Origin of the sequence: Stenotrophomonas nitritireducens (genome assembly GCF_001431425.1) — a bacterium.
In the GTDB taxonomy this organism is placed as follows: domain Bacteria; phylum Pseudomonadota; class Gammaproteobacteria; order Xanthomonadales; family Xanthomonadaceae; genus Stenotrophomonas; species Stenotrophomonas nitritireducens.
The window spans coordinates 1-18754 of sequence record NZ_LDJG01000018.1 but is presented as its reverse complement, the minus strand read 5'-3'; the positions used below and the strand labels follow the sequence as shown (position 1 = coordinate 18754).

Annotated in this window: 11 protein-coding genes; 3 read left to right on the top strand and 8 right to left on the bottom strand. The window is 68.5% G+C overall.

Annotated features, from left to right (window positions below; all coding sequences use genetic code 11):
• Positions 1 to 51: 51 nt before the first annotated feature.
• Complete coding sequence (locus tag ABB22_RS12210; RefSeq protein ID WP_055768100.1) at positions 52 to 2115, bottom strand: S9 family peptidase; 2064 nt, start codon at positions 2113 to 2115, stop codon at positions 52 to 54.
• Positions 2116 to 2266: 151 nt separating this feature from the next.
• Positions 2267 to 4228, bottom strand: coding sequence for an OPT family oligopeptide transporter (locus ABB22_RS12205; RefSeq protein WP_055768098.1), 1962 nt, complete (start codon positions 4226 to 4228; stop codon positions 2267 to 2269).
• 254 nt (positions 4229 to 4482) lie between these two features.
• Here ABB22_RS12205 and ABB22_RS12200 point away from each other — a divergent pair, with 254 nt between their 5' ends.
• On the top strand, positions 4483 to 6240 hold the full coding sequence (locus ABB22_RS12200) for a peptide MFS transporter (RefSeq protein WP_055768093.1): 1758 nt from the start codon (positions 4483 to 4485) through the stop codon (positions 6238 to 6240).
• Between the two features lie 72 nt (positions 6241 to 6312).
• Here the strand turns inward: ABB22_RS12200 and ABB22_RS12195 are convergent, their stop codons facing one another.
• On the bottom strand, positions 6313 to 8232 hold the full coding sequence (locus ABB22_RS12195) for an alpha/beta hydrolase family protein (protein WP_235504275.1): 1920 nt from the start codon (positions 8230 to 8232) through the stop codon (positions 6313 to 6315).
• A 246-nt stretch (positions 8233 to 8478) separates the two neighbouring features.
• Complete coding sequence (locus ABB22_RS12190) at positions 8479 to 11364, bottom strand: TonB-dependent receptor plug domain-containing protein (RefSeq protein ID WP_161809368.1); 2886 nt, start codon at positions 11362 to 11364, stop codon at positions 8479 to 8481.
• Between the two features lie 520 nt (positions 11365 to 11884).
• Here ABB22_RS12190 and ABB22_RS12185 point away from each other — a divergent pair.
• Positions 11885 to 13042, top strand: a complete 1158-nt coding sequence (locus ABB22_RS12185; RefSeq protein ID WP_161809367.1) for a serine hydrolase domain-containing protein — start codon at positions 11885 to 11887, stop codon at positions 13040 to 13042.
• A 66-nt stretch (positions 13043 to 13108) separates the two neighbouring features.
• Here the strand turns inward: ABB22_RS12185 and dgcA are convergent, their stop codons facing one another.
• Positions 13109 to 14089, bottom strand: a complete 981-nt coding sequence (gene dgcA / locus ABB22_RS12180) for an N-acetyl-D-Glu racemase DgcA (RefSeq protein WP_055768083.1) — start codon at positions 14087 to 14089, stop codon at positions 13109 to 13111.
• A 10-nt stretch (positions 14090 to 14099) separates the two neighbouring features.
• Positions 14100 to 15122: an N-acetyltransferase DgcN family protein gene (locus ABB22_RS12175; RefSeq protein ID WP_200911361.1), complete on the bottom strand. Its 1023-nt coding sequence runs from the start codon at positions 15120 to 15122 to the stop codon at positions 14100 to 14102.
• Positions 15123 to 15410: 288 nt separating this feature from the next.
• On the opposite strand from ABB22_RS12175, the gene ABB22_RS18220 reads away from it, so the two are divergent.
• A complete protein-coding gene (locus ABB22_RS18220) occupies positions 15411 to 16523 on the top strand; it encodes a helix-turn-helix transcriptional regulator (protein ID WP_057505258.1) in 1113 nt (370 codons plus the stop codon).
• A gap of 24 nt (positions 16524 to 16547) precedes the next feature.
• On the opposite strand, the gene bla is transcribed toward ABB22_RS18220, so the two are convergent.
• Together bla and ABB22_RS12160 are read right to left on the bottom strand one after the other, a co-directional pair.
• The gene (gene bla / locus ABB22_RS12165; protein ID WP_161809366.1) at positions 16548 to 17588 is read right to left on the bottom strand and encodes a class A beta-lactamase; all 1041 of its coding nucleotides are present in this window, start codon (positions 17586 to 17588) and stop codon (positions 16548 to 16550) included.
• A 91-nt stretch (positions 17589 to 17679) separates the two neighbouring features.
• Positions 17680 to 18754 (bottom strand): DmpA family aminopeptidase (locus ABB22_RS12160; protein ID WP_057505256.1); only part of this gene is annotated, 1075 nt, incomplete at its 5' end.

Here is an 18754-nt window from a genome sequence, read left to right as displayed (position 1 = left end):
GGCACGCCGCAACCGGCGTGCCCTTGATTACGGCTTAAAACCGGAAACCGCTCACTGGCCGATATGCTGCATCAGCCACGCATTCACGGTGTCGTGCCACTGGATGCTGTTGTTCGGCTTGAGCACCCAGTGGTTTTCGTCCGGGAAGTACAGCAGCTTGGATTCGATGCCCTTGCGCTGCAGCGCGGTGAACGTGGCCAGGCCCTGCTCGACCGGGATGCGGAAGTCCTGCTGGCCCTGCACCACCAGCATCGGCTTGCTCCAGTTGGCGACGTGGTTGACCGGGTTGAACTTCTCGTAGTTCTGCGGGACGTCGTACGGCGTGCCGCCCTGCTCCCACTCGGTGAACCACAGTTCTTCGGTGGCATAGCCCATGGCGCGCTGGTCGAACACACCGTCGTGGTTGACCAGGCACTTCCACGGCTCGTTCCAGTTGCCGGCGATCCAGTTGACCATGAAGCCGCCGTAGCTTGCGCCCAGCGCGCAGGCCTTGTCGCCATTGAGGAAGCCGTACTTCTGCTGCGCCGCGGCCCAGCCCTTCTGCAGGTCTTCCAGCGGACGGTCGCCCCAGTGCTGGCTGATCGCGTCGGTGAAGGCCTGGCCGTAGCCGGTGGAGCCGTGGAAATCGATCATCACCACCGCATAGCCCTGGCCGGCATAGGTCTGCGGGTTCCAGCGGTAGCTCCAGCCGTTGCCGAAGCTGCCCTGCGGGCCACCGTGGATCAGGAACGCGACCGGGTACTTCTTGCCTTCCTGGTAGTCGTGCGGCTTGACCACGTAACCGTGCACGGTCTCGTCGTTCCAACCCTTGAACGAGAACTGCTCGAACTCGCCGAATTTCACGTCCGGCAGCATCTCGCCGGCGCTCGGGGTAATCGCGCGCACCGGCGAACCCGGTGCGCTGCTGGTGACGGCATACACCTGGTCGCCGCTCTGCAGGGTATTGCGGGTAAACGCCAAGGTGCGGCCAGCAACGTCGAAGCCGCTGATCGAACCATCGCCGACAGCCTTCACCACCGTGCCACGCTCAATATTGATGCCGAACAGCGGGTGTTCGCCCATGTCCTGCGCGGTTGTAAGGATGGTGGTGCCATCGTAGGCCAGCGTGATGCCATCGGCAGACCGGTCCCACTGCGGCGCGATCTCGCGCACCTTGCCGCTGGCCAGGTCCAGTGCCATCAGGCCGAAGCGGTCGGCCTCGAAGCCCGGGCGCTTCATCGCGCGGTAGTACAGGGTCTTGCCGTCGGCGCTGAACACCGGACCGGCGTCCCAGGCCGGGTTGGCGGCGGTCAGGTTGACCGGCGCCTTCTTGCCGGCGGCGTCGAGCTGGTACAGGTCGAAGTTGGTCGACCACGGCTCCTGGCTGCCCTGCACGCGGATGCTGGCCACCACCGATTTGCCGTCGGGCGACCAGACGAAGTCGTCATTGCCGCCGAACGGCTTGGACGGCGCATCGCCAGCCAGCGTCGCGCTGATCGCCGAAGCCCCCTTCACCGCGGCTGCGCCGGCTGCCGGCAGCGGCGCCACGAACAGCGTGTTGCGGCGGCCGTCCGCCCAGGTGTCCCAATGGCGCACGAACATGCCGTCGAACACCTTGCCGCTGCTCTTCAGCGCCTTGCCCGTATCCAACCGCTTGCTGGTGCATTCCAGGTCCGAGCCGCAGTCCTGGAACACGTCTGCGCTGAACAGCACGCGGTCGCCCTGCGGCGAGATGCGGTAGCTGTCCACGTCCAGGGCGAAATCGGTGAGCTGGCGCGGCTGGCCGCCGGCCAGCGGCATCACGTACAGCTGCTGGCTGCCGTTCCGGGCGCTGAGGAAGTAGACGTTCTGGCCTTCGATCGCGGCCGAGTTGACGTTCCAGCCTTCCGGCGACAGCTGCTTCGGCGGGGCAATGTCGCGGGTGCGCAGGTCGCGGATCCACAGGCTGCTGCTGGCCTTCAGGTCGGCATCGACCACGCGCTTGGCGAAGATCACCTGCGCGCCATCGGCGGTGAGCAGCGGCGCGGACACGCGGTCCAGCTTCACCATGTCGCGGACTTCGAAGCCGCGGGCGCTGGCCAGCGAGGGCAGCGCGGCGAGCAGGCACAACGGCAGCAGGGCGTGACGGAGCTTCATGGGATTCTCCCGGAACAAGGCAAACCATGGATGGTAGGCGGGGCCGGCGCCGTCGTGCAAAGGCTTGAAGTCATGCCCGCGCCTGCCGCCTGCAAAAGCAAAGCCCCGCCGGAGCGGGGCTTTGCGCGTGGAAACGCGGGCCGGGCCGGGATCAGCCCTGGGCCGGAGCGGCCTGTTCGCCCTTCTTGCCGACCCGGTACAGCAGCCAGCCGACCAGGAACAGCACCGCCAGGCCCACCCACTGCGCCGAGGCGCCCAGGCTGAGCGGCAGCGCCAGCGCGTCCGGGTTCTGGGTGATGACGATGGGCAGGGCGATGGCGATGCCCATCAGCGCCTCGCCGGTGATCAGGCCGGCCGAGAACAGTACGCCGGGGCGATGCACGCGGTCCAGCGCGGCCTCGTCGTCGGCGCGCACCTTGTGGAAGCGCGCGACCAGATGCGCCAGCAGGCCGCCGAGGAAGATCGGCACCATCAGCTCCAGCGGCAGGTAGATGCCGATGGCCGCGGCCAGCACCGGCACGCGGAAGCGCTTGCCGGTCTTCTTCAGCCAGCCGTCGATGGCGATCACCACCGCGCCGATGACGCCGCCGATGATGATCATGGTCCAGGGCAGTTCGCCGCCGAACAGGCCCTTGGCCACCGAGGCCATCAGGTTGGCCTGCGGCGCCGGCAGGGTCTTGGAACCGATGCCATAGGCCTCCTGCAGCAGGTTCAGCACCGGCGCCATGATCAGGGCGCAGGAGAACGCGCCGATGCCCAGCATCAGCTGCTGCTTCCACGGCGTGGCGCCGACCAGGTAGCCGGTCTTGAGATCCTGCAGGTTGTCGCCGCCGACCGCGGCCGCGCAGCACACCACCGCGCCGATCATGATCGCCGCCACCGCGCCCAGCGGCGCGCCGCCGACCTGCACCTTGCCGCCCTCGCCCAGCAGCATCAGCAGCACCACCGAGGCGAACAGGATGGTGGCGATGGTGATGCCCGAGACCGGGTTGTTGGACGAGCCGACCAGGCCGGCCAGGTAGCCGGACACCGAAACGAACAGGAAGCCGGCCACGATCATGATGATCGTCATCGGCACGCTGACGTGCCACTGGCCGACGATGGCCTGGTACAGGGCCAGCAGCGGCAGCACGAACAGCACCAGCGCCACCAGCATCCACTTCATCGGCAGGTCGCGCTCGGTCTCGGCCAGCTGCGTGGCGCCGGCGCTCTTGCGCGCGGCCGCGAAGCCGCTCTTGATGCCGGCCAGCAGCGACTTGCGCAGCGAAAACAGGGTCCATACCCCGCCCACCAGCATCGCGCCGACGCCGAGGAAGCGGATCTTGGACGACCAGATGGCGAAGGCCGCGTCGGCTGCCGGCGCGCCGGCGATGCCGGCGGCCAGCTGCGGGTCGCTGCCCAGGAACAGGGCGTTGTAAAGCGGGATGGCGATGTGCCAGGACAGGATCGCACCGGACAGCACCACGATGCCGACGTTCAGGCCGACGATGTAGCCCACGCCCAGCAGCGCCGGCGACAGGCCGGTACCGAGGTAGCCGATCACCTTGTTGTTGGCGAAATAGCCGGCGATCGCCCAGCTGTCGGGAATGACCTTGAGGCCGTTGGCGGCCGCCAGCTTGACCATGCCGCCGATGGCGGCGGAAACGCCGAGGATCTTCAGCCCCGGACCGGGGTTCTCGCCGGCCTTGAGCACTTCGGCCGCGGCCTTGCCCTCGGGGAACGGCAGCGGGTCCTCGACGATCATCGAGCGCCGCAGCGGCACCGAGAACAGCACGCCCAGCAGGCCGCCGAGGCCGGCGATGCCCAGCACCCACCAGTATTTGAAGTCCGGCCAGTAGCCCATCAGGATCAGCGCCGGGATGGTGAAGATCACGCCCGCGGCGATCGACGAGCCGGCCGAGGCGCCGGTCTGGACGATGTTGTTCTCCAGGATGGTGCCGCCGCCGAGCAGGCGCAGCACGCCCATCGAGACGACGGCGGCGGGAATGGCCGTGGCCACCGTCAGGCCGGCGAACAGGCCCAGATAGGCGTTGGCGGCGGACAGCACGACCGCCAGCACGATGGCGAGGACCACCGCGCGGAAGGTGAGCTGCGGAGGTGCAGCATTGTTCATGGAAGGTTTCCCGCTGGCAAAAAACGCTGTCACGCTAACGTCCGCTTAACGGCAAGTCCAGTCGTGCCGCAGCATGCGGCCGGCGGCGGGCAGCGCGCCAAACCGCAGGAGCGCACCGCGATGCGCAGTGGGGCTTTGCCGGTAATGCCGGTTCGCGCACTGGAATGCGCTTCGGCGGGTGGATGGCCGCGGATCGGCGCCCCGCGCCGCACCCGGCTCCTATACTTCCCACCGATTCCGCCGCCGGCTCCCCGATGCACGCCACTCCCGCCTCCCCGTCCAGCGACTTCCTCGGCCACCCCAAGGGCGTCTATGTCTGCTTCTTCACCGAGATGTGGGAGCGTTTTTCCTTCTACGGGATGAAGGCGCTGCTGCTGTTGTACCTGACCAAGTACCACCTGTTCGGCGACAAGGCCGGTCTGGACCTGCTGGGTGCCTATGGCGGGCTGGTGTATTGCGTACCGGTGTTCGGCGGCCTGCTCGCCGACCGCTGGCTGGGCATGCGCAAGGCCGTGGTGTTCGGCGGCATCCTGCTGGTGCTGGGCCATCTGGGCATGGCTTTCGAGGGCCACGCCGCGCACCATGCCGGCGGCGAGGTGGTGCGCGACGACACCGCGCTGGGCGCGACCTACCTGTCGCTGGCGCTGATCATCATGGGCGTGGGCTTCCTCAAGCCCAACATCTCCACCATCGTCGGCAAGCTCTATCCGGAGAACGACCCACGCCGCGACTCGGGCTTCTCGCTGTTTTACGCCGGCATCAACCTCGGCGCGCTGTTCGCCTCGCTGGTCTGCGGTTTCCTCGGCGAAGCCTATGGCTGGAAGTACGGCTTCGGCGCCGCCGGCATCGGCATGCTGGTCGGGCTGGCGATGTTCCTGTGGGGCCAGAAATACCTGCAGGGCCACGCCGAACCGCCGCAGCCGGCGACGCTGCGCGAGCGCGTGGCCGGGCTGCCGCGCGAATGGCTGATCTATGCCATCGCCATCGCCTGCGTGCTGCCGGTGGCGGCGCTGATGTGGGCCGCGGCCAACGGCGCCTTCGCCCTGGGCGGCGAAATCAGCCTGGCGCTGATGCTGATGGTCGTGGTGCTGGGCGGGGTGCTGCTGTGGTTCGCCTGGTTCACCGGCACCCGCTGCACGCCGGTGCAGCGCCAGCAGATGATCGCGCTGATGGCGCTGATCTTCATGGCGCTGGTGTTCTTCACCCTGTACGAGCAGACCTATGGTTCGTGGGTCACCTTCACCGACCGCCTGCTGACCAAGGACCTGGTGCCGTCGCTGGTGATCCGCGACGGCACGCCGCTGCCGTGGTCGATCGCCTCGCTGCTGCTGGCGCCGCTGGGTTTCGTGGTCGCCGCGCGCCTGTCCGAACGCGACCCTGCCTCCAATGCGCCGCGCGTGCTGTTCGCCGTCATCGTCGCGGCGATGCTGGCGATGCTGGTGCGCGACTGCCTGGTGCTGCCGCAGACCGCCGGTTCGCTGACCTACCTCGGCGCGTTGTTCCTGGTACTGCTGGCGCCGTTGTTCGCCGCGCTGTGGGCATGGCTGGACAAGCGCGGGCTGGATCCGTCCAAGCCGCTGAAGTCCTCGTTCGGGCTGGTGTTCGGCGCGCTGTCGTTCGTACCGCTGGCGCTGGCCGCGCAGCACGTCGGCGCCACCGGGCAGATGGCCAGCGTGTGGTGGCTGGTACTGGCCTACCTGGTCCTGGAGATCGGCGAGATGTGCCTGTCGCCGGTGGGCCTGTCGGCGGTCACCCAGCTCGCCGCGCCGCGCGTGGTCAGCCTGATGATGGGCACCTGGTTCCTGGCCACCGCCTTCTCCGAGACCCTGGCCGCCCTGTTCGGCAAGCTCGCCGCCATCGACGTGCCCGAAGGCGAGGTGATGGACATCGCCCAGGCCGCGGCCCGCTACGAGCACCTGTTCTGGCTGCTGATGTGGATCGGCCTGGGCTGCGCCGTGCTCGCCCTGCTCGCCTCGCCACTGCTCAAGCGGATGATGCACGGGGTGCGTTGAGCGCGCGCCATGGCGGAGACGACAACGGCGCCGCGAGGCGCCGTTGTTTTTCCTGCAGCCGGTGTATCGGGCCTACTTCGCGGTGTCGCCGCCCAGGTGCCGGGAAAGGAACGTCAACAACTTGCCGTAGTACTCGCGCTGGTGTGGCTCGGTATAGAAGCCGTGGCCCTCGGTGTCGTAGTAAAGCGACTCGACCGGGACGCCGGCCTTTTTCAAGGCCGCCTCCATCATCCGGGTATGTTCGACAGGCGCGACCTCGTCCTCCCCGCCCGCCGCGAGGAACACCGGGACCTTGATCCGTTCCGCCATGCGGTTGGGTGAAACGGCCGCCAGGGCCGCCATGTCATCGCCCACCCAGTCCCTGGACCAGTTCCCGAGGCTGCGGCGCTTGCGGCCCGTCTCGCGCTGCATCATCGGCAGGTCGTAGACACCGACATAGCCGGCCGCGCAGCGATACAGCGACGGCTCCTTCGCCACCCCCATCAGCGCCGCATAAGCCCCATAACTGGCGCCATAGATGCAGATCTTCGCCCGGTCCGCGTGACCCTGCTCGATCGCCCATCGCGTGGCATCGGTCAGGTCGTCCTGCATGGTGCCGCCCCACTGCCGGGCGCCCGCCTTCTGGAATGCCAGGCCGTAGTTGCCCGACCCGCGGTAGTTGACCTGCATGACGGCATAGCCGGCGGCCGCCAGCATCTGCGCATCGCTGTCGTATTGCCACGCATCGAAGATGCCGAAAGGCCCGCCGTGCGGCATCACCACCATCGGCAGCGCTCCGGCCACGCCACGCGGCCGGGTCAGATAGCCATGGACGGCCAGTCCGTCACGGGCCTTGAAGGTGAACGGTTCGACATTGGCCGCCTTGTCCGGGTCTATCCAGCTGCCGCTGCTCACCACATGGGCCACTTTCTTCTGTTCCGTGTCGAACAGGTAGAAATCTCCCGGGCTGTTGCCCGACCACACCCGGATCAGCAGCAGTTTCCCGTCACGGGTGCTGGACGTGATGCGGACGGACTGGTCGGGGAAGGCCGCCTCCAGACTGCGGTATTGGCGGGCTTCCGGCGAATCGTCATCGAAGAACAGGTTGCGATGCCGGCCATCCATTACCTGCGCGCCCACCGGAATCGACGTGCCGTTGCGATGGATGATCGTCAATGGATCGGCACCGGCGTGGTGCAGCATGGTCGTACGCGCGTTGCTTGCCGGGTCCCAGGCGACGATGCGGTCGGTGCCCGAGTCCTCGCCCCGGACCCGCAGGTAGGCGAGCCGGTTGTCCTGCGAGAACCCCAGGGGAATCTCGACCCTGCCGCTGCTGGCCGGATCATTCACCAGGCGCCAGTCGGCACCCGTCGCATCCCGGTAATAGAGCTTTTCGACGTTGTCCACATTGGCGCCATACGCCAGCCTGACCTCGCCATCGGCATCGGTGACGAAACTCGCGCGCCGCACCGGCGCGCGCGCCAGCGTGATCCGACGGCCACTGCGCACATCCAGCCTTTCGGCCCTGGTGAAGGGATCGTCCCCCATCAGCGGCCACACCGCGATCACCGCGTTGCGGTCATCGCCGGGCAGTACATCGATCAGGAAGGCCGCAACATCCTCGACCTTCTTCGGCTGGATGCGGGTACCGGCACCATTGCCCTGCACGCGGAAACCGACCAGCAGATCGACCTGGCCGCCGTCGGCATTGATCGCATAGATCTCTCCCGTCGGCTGCGGCTGGTCGAGCATGCCGAATTTCTGGGCAATGCTGATGAGCACGCGCTGGTCGTTCACCCACTCGAAACCATTCACGTGCGCATTGGCCATCGGCTTGAACATGCCGGTCGACTTGAGACCATCGCGCGTGAAGATCACCAGCGCGGTCCTGTCCTCCAGCGGCACGGTCGCCGCGTAGTACTCGCCGGTCGGCGATATCTTGATTTCGTTGAATTCGTCCTTGCGGATGAACTGCCCGATATCCACCGCAGCCCCGGCGTGCGCCGCCCACATCGCCAGGACCAGCAGAACTCCCCACCTGCCTGCTTTCATCTCGCTCTCCGCCCGGGCATCCGGCCCTTCGTGGGCCCGATTCTAGCCACGCGGCGCAGTGGCGTCACAGGGAACGCCGCCTCTTGCTCGGTGCAGTGGCGGCTGCCGGAACGATCCAGCGCGGCACCGGCAGGCATGCCGGACCCGGCCCCGGCGGGCGTCATGGATGCCGCCCGCCAACGCACTATCGGGGCCGGCGCCGCCGGATCAGAAATCGATGTCCAGATTCACGTAGACCGCGCGGCCCTGGATGCCGTAGATGTTCTGGTAGAACGGGTACCAGGTCATGCTCGCGTCCTTCGGTCCATAGCGGTCGAACAGGTTGGTCACGTCCACGCCCAGGCGCACGTTGTCGGTGATCTTCTTCGACAGGCCCGCATTCCACTGCACATAGGATGGCAGCTTGGCGCTGGCCTGGTAGTTCACCCGCGCCCCGTTGCGGTAGCCATAGACACTGGCCGTCCAGTCGTCCCGGTTCCAGCCCACGGTCCAGTTGGTGCGGGAACGGAAGGCCAGCGGCTGGTCGCCGCAGCTGTAGGTCGCCGAATAGGAGCACCCCATGTAGTCCTGCCAGGGGTCGCCGGCCGCGACCTGCACGTCGTAGGCCAGGGTCCGGCTGTAGCCGGCGTTGAGGCTGAAATCGCCGTACGCGCCCCAGCTCCAGGCATACCTCAGGCTCGCATCCACGCCCTTGGTGCGCACGCCGGCCTGGTTGATCGCATCGAGGAAGTACTCGGTGACGCCACCGGCCGCGTCGCGCTGCACATAAGCCAGGTAGATCGCGCACGCGCCCGAATTCGGATCGACCGCGGTGCCGTCCACGCGCCGCCCCAGCAGGCAGCTGGCGTTCTCGCTCATCAGGGTCGCGGTATCCAGGTACTGGCTCTTGCCCTTGAGCTTGATTTCCCAGTAATCGGCGCTGAGCGACAGTTTGTCGGTGACGTCCCAGACGATGCCCAGGCCGTTGGAGGTCGCGGTCTCTTCATGCAGGCGGCTGTTGTTGCCGCCTTCCACGTACCAGGCGCTTTCGTGGTGATCGGTGGCGCACTGGGCCAGCCCCGCCGTCGTGGTCAGGTCCAGGCCGTCGAGGCGGCACAGGTAGTAGTTGGTGATGTAGTCGTCATAGTTGGTCACCGGTTCGCCGTACAGCCACATGATGTTCGGCGCCATGAAGCTGGTCTGGCGGCTGGCGCGCAGCAGCAGGCTGTCGAACGGCCGCCATTCCAGGCTGGCCTGCCAGGTGGTCGCGTCGCCCACGTCGGAGATGTCGTCGTATTTGTCCCAGCGCCCGGCCACGTTCGCGACCAGGCGCTGCAGCAGCGGGATGCGGAACTCGACACCGGCGCCATAGCGGTCGCGCGGCCCGCCGCCGGATACGCCGGTGTGGTTGAAGGTCTTGTCGGCGCCCGCGTACGTGCTCAGGCTGCGCCGGTCCGGCCGCAGCTCGTATTTGGAATGGGAGGCTTCGAACACCGAGGCCATCTCCACGTCGCCGGCCGGCAGCGCGAACAGCGAACCACTCAGGACGAACTGCGCCTGCGCGGTCTGCGACAGGTTGCGGTTGTGGATGGTGTCCACCATCGATGCGTACTGCTCGGGACTTACCCGCCCGAACAGCACCGCCGGATCGATCCGGTACAGCGGTGCGCCGTCGACCTCGCCCAACGCCTCGCCGAACAGGTAGCGATGGACGCGGTCGGTGATCAGCTGCTTCCAGCTGCTCTTCATCTCGTCGCGCGACAGGCTCACGCTGGCATCCCAGTCGAAGCGGTCGCCGATCGTGCCGCGCACGCCGGCGTTGGCGCTGATCGTGGTCTCCTCCCATACCCGCATCGGCGCGCCGCCGATGTCGTTGGGATCGAGCGCGCGCCAGTACTCGAACTGGCCGATCTCCACGTCGTAGGCGCTGCCGGCGTTGTACAGGTACATGCTGGTGCGGTGCGCGGCCTCGCTGCGGGAGCGCTGCACCAGCAGTTGCCCGTACCCCTCCACGTCGTCGCTGAAACGGAAGTGGCCCGACACGTAGGCCGACGTCTTGTCGTGCTTGTTGGCCAGCGTATCGCCGTCGTAATAGTTGGCGTTGCCGCAGGCATTGGGCAGCGCGGCGCTGGATGAGCCGTACATCGGGAAATAGTTGCGCCCCATGTTGCGGCAGGTATGTTCCAGCGCCGTCGCGGCGGTCGCCGGATCGACGTCGCCGGCGTAGAGCAGGCGGCCGTCCTTGCCCAGCCAGTAATAGTCGTTGTAGCCGGCATCCATCAACGCGGTGTCCAGCCCGAAGGTGGGGCGATCGGTACCGGCATTGCCCGGCGCGTTCATGCCGGTGCGGATGATGTTGCCGCGCTGCCAGGAGAAGATCGGCTCGCGGTTGAGCTGTTCGAACGCATAGGTGACGCTGCCGCGGTCCCACGCCTTGCCGCCGCTGAACTGGAACTGGCCGGTATCGCCGCCGCCGCGCGTCGTGGTCCCGCCGCGCACGCGCAGGTGGTTCCCCTCCCAGTTGTCGCGGGTGACGATGTTGACCACGCCGGCGACGGCGTCGGAACCATAGATGGCCGACGCGCCGCCGTTGAGCACCTCGATGCGCTCGACCACCACCGCCGGAATGCTGCCCACGCTCACGCCGGTGGATGCGGCGCCCGAACTGGCCGCGTACTCGGTCATGCGCTTGCCGTTGAGCAGGATCAGCTGGTAGCCGACGCCCAGTCCGCGCAGGTTGAGGAACGAGGCATCGGGTTGGGTAGAGCTGGCGTTGAACTCGCCGCCGACGACATCGCCGTTGAACTGGGTCAGGGTCTGCAACGCTTCGGCCACCGTGCTGTAGCCCTGCTTCTTGATGTCCTCGCCGGTGATCACCACCACCGGCGACGGGCCTTCGACTTCGGCGCGCTTGATGCGCGAGCCGGTGACCTCGACCTTGTCCAGAGTGCGGGCGGCATCGGTGCTTTCGCCGCCCTCGCGGGTCGCGGCCGGCGTCGCCTCCTGGGCATGCGCGGTGCCGGCGGCCAATGCCGCGGCGGGCATCGCCAGGACCATGAGGATCGCCACTCCCAGGCGACGGCGCTGCGGTTGTTGGTGGCGGCTGGACATCATGGTTCGTCTCCCCGGTTGCTCGGCGTGGATCGGCTGGGTGGCGTTGCGGCGATGGCGATATGTGGCGCAGGACGCTCCTGTCCTGCTTCCGGGCACGGACGCGGTTGTCGGCGCTGCACCTGGCAACGCCGGATGCCATGCCCGACCCGGAAGGTTCCGGTCGCACGGCGGCAGCCGTCGCGGCGAGCCTGCGGGCCGCGTTTTCCCGGAACGTGCCATCGATCCTAGGCGCTGCCCGGCCGGCCGCGCATCGGGAGAAACCCCGATTCTTCGCACGCGGAAGCGACTTTCGCAGGCATCGGCCGGTCGCATCGGAAACAATGAAAAACAGCTTGAAAAAAGCATCTTCAAACCGCCTTGATGCGCTCGCGGATGCGGTATGGTTGCCGCGGCCGGCATGCATGACAGCATTGCGGAATCCGTCCATGGCGCCCTGCGTACCGCGCTTTCCGATCGCTCCGCGCCCGCAGGCGCCGCGATGCACGGCAGTCACCACCTTTTCGAACAGACCGGGGAAAAGATGAAGATCCAGGTACCTCGCGCGACCGTTCTGGCGCTCGCGCTGTTCTCCATCGCAGACGCACACGCGCAGCCCTCTGCTCCGGCGCCCGCCGCCAGTCGCGGCTGCGGCATGGCCGCATCGGCCGGAACCGGCGATGCGCTGGCCAGGCGCGAAGCATTCGATGCGGCGATGCGCGCCCACGCCATTCCCGGCGCGCAGTTGATCCATACGCGCGGGGGAATCTCCGAGGCGTATTGCCATGGCGTACTGAAAAGCGGCGCGGCGGCGAAGGTAGGCGGCGATACGGTTTTCCAGGCAGCCTCGCTGTCCAAGGTCGTCGGCGCCTACATCGCGCTGCACCTGGTCGATGAAGGGAAACTCGACCTGGACACACCGCTGTGGGATTACTGGCATTCGGCAAGAACCCGGGACAACCCGCTGGCGCGCAGGATCACCGCGCGCATGGTGCTCAACCACACCAGCGGACTGCGCAACTGGCAGATATCGCCGTCGGATCCGGCGATCGACCGCACGCCGCTGGAAAGCAGATTCGCGCCCGGCGAGCACTACGCCTATTCCGGCGAGGGCTTCTACCTGCTGCAGCGCACCCTCGAACACATCACCGGGTCGAGCTGGAACGCGCTTGCCGCGCGCGAGGTGTTCTCGCGGTTCGACATGCCCAGCAGCAGTTACCTCACCGACCACGCCTTCGACGCGCGCAACGCGTCCGGCCACGACAAGGACGGCACGCCCGAACCGGACCGTGTGTTCGCCTGGGAGAACACGGCGTGGACGCTGGTCACCAATGCCCACGACTACGACAATTTCATCCAGAAGGCGTTGTATCGCGGCGAAGGACTGAAGCCGGCCACGCACGCGCTGATGTTCGCGCCCTCCAGCGATGCCGACGATCCGGCCTCGCCCAGCCCGGCCGACCCGTTCATCGCCTGGGGACTCGGCGTCGGCCTGCAGGACGCCGACGGCAGGCAACTGGTCTGGCACTGGGGCGACAACCCCGGCTTCAAGGCGCTGTTCATGCTCGACCCGGCCAGCGGCGAGAGCCTGGTGCTGTTCACCAACAGCGAGAACGGGCCGGCCGCCTACAAGCAGGTACTGCGCGCGTTCATGGGGCCGGGCGACTACCCGGCCGTCGACTGGTCAAGCGCGCAGGACTGAAGCCGCATGCGGAAGGCCGGCCGCGGTCATGCCGCGACCGGCCTGGTGGTTGCGCTCAACGCGCGCTCAACCCCAGAGCGCCGGTTCCGGCATCGACATGCGCCCGCGCTGGTAGACGATTCCGCCCGGCCAGTCCTCGGCCTGCAGCCAGGGGCCGTCCAGGTCGCAGACTTCGCACAGCTGCGCCAGCACCATGCCCGGTGCGACCGACACCGAACCGCCCAGCATGCAGCCCACCATGAGCCGGAAACCCGCCGCGCGTGCCGCCGCGGCCAGCTCCAGCGCGGCGGTCAGGCCGCCGGTCTTGTCCAGCTTGATGTTGACGAACTGGTAGCGGCCGACCAGTCCCGGGAGATCGTCCAGCGTGGACAGCGCTTCGTCGGCGCAGACCGGAATCGCGCCGTCGTAGCCGCGCAGTCCGTCGCTGTGCGCCACCGCTACCGGCTGCTCGAGCAGGTCCACGCCGAACGGCTGCAGGGCAGGTACGTAAGCCCGCAGTTCGTCCACGCTCCACGACTGGTTGGCATCGACGATCAACCGCGCCCGCGGCGCGCCGCGGCGCACCGCGGCCACCGCGTCCAGCGGCGAGCCCTTGCCAACCTTCACCTTGAGCCACGGGTAGTCGGCATGCGCGCGCGCGGTGGCTTCGTAGGCGGCGACGTCGCGGATGCCGATGGTCACCGCGCTGTCGACCGGCTGCCATTGGCCGATGCCCGCGCGTGTCCACGCCGGCACGCCGCTGCGCCGGGCTTCCAGATCCCACAGCGCCGCGTCCAGCGCATGTCGCGCGCCGCCGGCAGGCAGCAGCCGCAGCAGGTCGTGGCGGTCGCAGCCCCGCTCCATTTCCGCGCGCACCTGCTCGATCTGCGCGAGCATGCTTTCCGGTGTCTCGCCCTGGTAGGCGATGCCGCCGGCCTCGCCGCGGCCGACCAGGCCATCCTCGTGCAGTTCGACGATGACCACGCGCGCCTCGCTCCGCACGCCGCGGGCGATGGCGAACGGTTCCCTCAGTTTCCAGGCATGCGGCCTGGCGTGCAGCGTACGCATCGTCGTCGCCTCATCCCATGATCGAGGCGACCACCTGGTCCAGGCGGCTGCGCATCGGGTCGAAGGCAGGCACGCCGAGCTCGCGCCCGGCGCGTTCCAGCGCTTCCTGCGCGGCGGCATCGTCCATCGCCGAGGTGTTCAGGCTCACTCCGACCAGGCGCGCGCCGGGATTGGTCAGCCGCGCCGCCTGCAGGTACAGGTCGCGCGCCACCGCCAGGCCCGGCACCGGGTAATCCGGCCAGCTGACCAGATGCGTGCGCAGCGGGTCGTGGCACAGGATCAGGCCATCGGCCTGCGAGCCGTGCAGCAGGCCGAGGGTGACGCCGGCATAGGCCGGATGGAACAACGACCCCTGCCCTTCGATGAGATCCCAGTGCTCGGGAGCGGCTTCCGGCGAGATGCATTCGGCGGCGCCGGCGATGAAATCGGCGATCACCGCATCCACCGCGATGCCGGCGCCGGCGATCATGATCCCGGTCTGGCCGGTGGCGCGGAAATCGGCGTCCACGCCCTGCCCGCGCATCGCCCGCGCCAGCGCCAGCGCGGTGTATTTCTTGCCCAGCGCGCAGTCGGTGCCGACCATGGCCACGCGCTTGCCGCTGCGCCGCTTGCCGGTGGCGCGCGGCAGGTTGTCCGGCGGACGGCGCACGTCCACCAGCCGCGCGCCCGAATGCGCAGCCGCCGACGCGAGGCCAGGCACCAATTCCAGCGGCGTGTGCAGCCCGCTGACGATGTCCAGGCCCGCTTCGACCGCGGCGATCAGCAATGGCCCCCAATGTGCGGGAATGCGTCCGCCGACCGGGGTGACGCCGATCACCAGCGAACGCGCGCCGGCCGCAGCCGCGGCGGCGGGGTCCATCTCCGGCAGGCCGAGGTCGATGCCACCGCCGGGCAATCGTGTCTGGCCGATGCAGTCCGGCGCGCTCCAGTCGCGCAGGCCGAAGGCGGTCTTGGCCTTCAGCGGATTGGTCTCCTCGCCCAGGAACAACAGGTAAGGCATGTGCAGGACCACCCTGCCGGGCGCTGCGCTCATGGCTTCGCCTCCCTTCCTGCGTGCCGCCGTTCATTCGTGTATCGCATGGCTGCCACCTTTGCCCGAGCTCGATATGACCCTTGCCATTCGACCATATCGCGCGCCGCCGCGAATCGGGAAAAACCCGGATATTCCCCGCCGCGTCCGACCGCCATCCATCGCGCCGGCGTCCACCTCCTCCGCCACTTGCCAGCGCGGTGGGCCGCTGTTACATAGCCATGAACGCCGTTCGCCGCATGCCTGCGCGCGATGCCGCCGCCGCGATGTCCGCAGTTCCCGGGAGATGCCATGTTGATGTTCGATGCCACCCGCGCATCCGCCCATGCGGACGGACTGGCCGTCGAACGCGCGGCGTTGGTGAAAGCGCTCGACATGGCCTCGCTGTGGCAGGCCTGTGCGGCGCTGATCAACAAGGCGCTGCCCTGCCATTCCTGCAGCCTGCTGTTCGACATCGACGGCTACCAGCCGCTGCAGGGCCGCCATCACCTGGCCGGCACCGGCGACGACGGGACCCGCCTGGTCACCAGCCTGGAAGTGGCCGCGCCCTATCTGGACGCGAACCCGCGGATCCGCTGGTACACGTTCTCGCAGATCGCCTCGCAGGATGCGCTTGCGCCGGAACGGCTCCGGGCGCAGAACCCCGCGCCGGCCTGGCGCGAGTTCATCCACCTGGCATTCTGGGACGGCACGCGGCTGGAAGCGGTGCTGAGCATCCGCATCCTCACCGCGCACACCGAACTGGCCGACGCCGAACTGGCCTTCCTGGCCGAACTGTATCCCTTGCTGGACGCCAGCCTGCAGCGCGTGCGCATGCTCGAATCCGACCGCCTGCGGCACAAGGCGGTGGAGGACCTGCTGTACGAACTGCCGCTGGCCGCGGTGCTGGTGGACCAGGCGCTGGCGCCGTCCTACATGTCGCGCGAAGCCAAGCGCATCTGCCGGCGCTGGAGTACCGATACGGAACGCAGCGGGCGCCTGCCGCGCGCGATCGAAGCGCCGCTGCGCCGCTGGATGGAAGACGCCACCGGCGTGGCCACCGCGCCCGGGCAACGGACCAGCTTCGCCATCGCGCACCCGCAGCGCGCGGGGGAGGCCCTGCGGGTGGAGATCAGTTCGGCGCCCGGCAATTCCTTCCGCCATGCGCAGCACCTGCTGATCCTCGCGCCCGACGGCGACGCCGATGAAGCGGCCGAAGCGCCCTCCGCACGCGCCCTGCCCGTGCTGCAGTGCCTCTCGCCCAGCGAGCGCAAGGTTGCCGGCCTGGTCGCCTCGGGACTGCGCAACGAAGCCATCGCCGAGCGCCTGTGCCGCTCGCGCAAGACCATCGAGTCCCAGATCAGCTCCATCTTCCGCAAGTTGAACGTCGCCAACCGCACGCAGCTGGCGCGGCTGCTGAACTGAACCGTCGCGGCCGCGCTCCGGCCCTTACGGAACGAACACGAAGTAATCGTGGGCGGCGCGCGCGACCTGCGCGATCATCCGGTCCCTGGTCTGGTCGCCGGCGCCGGAGACGAGATACACCGCCACCACCATCTCGCCCCTGCCGCCCGGCAGCGTGATCACGCCCACGTCGTTGATCACCTCGTCCACCGTGCCGGTCTTGTGCGCGACCGGCGTGGCCTCGGGCAGCATGCCCTTCAGCCGCCCCTGCCCGGTGCGGCAGTCCAGCAGGATCGCCTTGAGCACGGCGGTGGTATCGGGGCGCAATGCCCTGCCCTCCCAGATGCGCCGCAACAGTTCGGCCATGCCCGCCGGCGTGCTGGTATCGCGCGGGTCCTGGTTGTACAGGCGGGTGAAGCGCCGTTGTTCCTCGACGCTCCGCACGGTCGCGTCGAGAACCGCATAGGCCTCATGGCTGATCGGCCGGTCGGCCGACACCTCGAGCTCGCCCATGTAGTGCGCGAGCATCTCCCAGATGTAGCGGTCCACGCGGATGCCGCCGATGCCCAGCGCGCGCATGCGCGCGTCCACCGCGGCCGGACCGCCGCCGAGGCGGATCAGGATGTCGGTTGCATTGTTGTCGCTGACGGTCAACATCATGTGCAGCAGGTCGCGCACGGTGATGGCCGAACCCGCGCTCAGATGGATGTCCATCGGCCCGCCCATCGCCGGGTAGATGTCCGCCGCCTGCAGCAGGACCTGCTGCCGCAGGTCGAGCCGGCCCTCGTCGACCAGGGCGAGGATGTGTACGGCGACCGGCACCTTGACCGTGCTGGCCATCGGAAAACCGCTTCCACCGTTCACCTGCGCGCTGCGGCCGCTGCGCAGGTCCAGCACATAGGCGCCGACCTTGCCGTCGAATGGGGCGATGAGCCGGTCGAGCTCCCGTTGCAGGCCATCGGCCGACGGCGGCGCGGGCGCGGCGACGGCCGGCGCCACGCAGGGCAAGGCGAGGACGAAGGCCACCAGCGCGGCCGCAAACGGGAGCCGGCGCCAGTGCGGCAAGGCGGCGATCAGTGCGTGCATGGGTTCTCCATCGTTCGGGGTGAGCGCGACGACAGCGGCACCGTCGCGGCCATGCGGCATGGGGTGCCGCTGCGCGCTGGAAAGCGTGCCGTCAGTGCGAAGCCGGCACCGCCGCCTTCGCCCGCCGTACCGCTTCCAGCACCGGCTCCAGCGGCAGCGCGGCCGCGGTGCCGCGATGACCCTGCACGGTATGGGCGCGGAACAGCGAATTGACGATGGCTTCCTCGGTCGCCTCGGCGGCGGCCTGGAACAGCGGCGACATGGCCTCGCCGGCGACACTGCGCGCCGGCTGCACCGCCACCTCCGGATCGCGCCGGTTCTCCTTCGCCGTGGAGAAGGCGATGACGTAGTCGCCCGAACCGTTGGACATCACCGAGCCGGTACGCGCCAACCCGACCAGCGCCCGCTTCGCCAGCCGCTGCAGCTGCGCCGCGTCCAGCGGCGCATCGGTGGCGACCACCATCATGATGCTGCCGTCGCCGGTGCTCGGCGGCGGCACTGCCAGGCTGCGCGCGTACGCCGCCGGGTCCGGCAGCGCCTTCCAGACCGGCACGCCGGCGATGGTGAGTTCGCCGCCGAAATTGCTCTGCACCAGCACCCCGACCGTGTAGCCGCCATCGGCTGCGGACAGGTGCCGCGAACTGGTGCCGATGCCGCCCTTCCAGCCGAAGGCGACCGTGCCGGCGCCGGCACCGACATCGCCTTCCTCCACGTCGGCATAGGACGGCGAGGCCAGGGCGCGCTCCACCAGCGCCGGCGTCACCGGCCGGGCGCGGATGTCGCTGAGGTAGCCGTCGTTGGTCTCACCGACAACGGGATTGATCGAACGCACCTGTTCCATGCCCGGCTGGCGCAGCAGCCAGTCCACCGTCGCGTCGGCGACCTTCCAGGTGCTCAACGTCCCGGTCAGCAGGATCGGCGTCTCCAGTTCGCCCAGCTCCTGCACCTGGGTGATGCCGGCCAGCTTGCCGTAGCCGTTGCCGACGACGATCGCCGCCGGCACCCGCTGCCGGTACAGGTTGCCGGCATGCGGCAGGATCGCGGTGACGCCGGTATGCAGGCGCGTGCCCTCGTTCAAGGTCGCATGGCCGACGCCGACCCCGGCCACGTCGGTGATGGCATTGCGCGGCCCGGTCGGCAGCGTGCCGATCACCACGCCGGCCTCG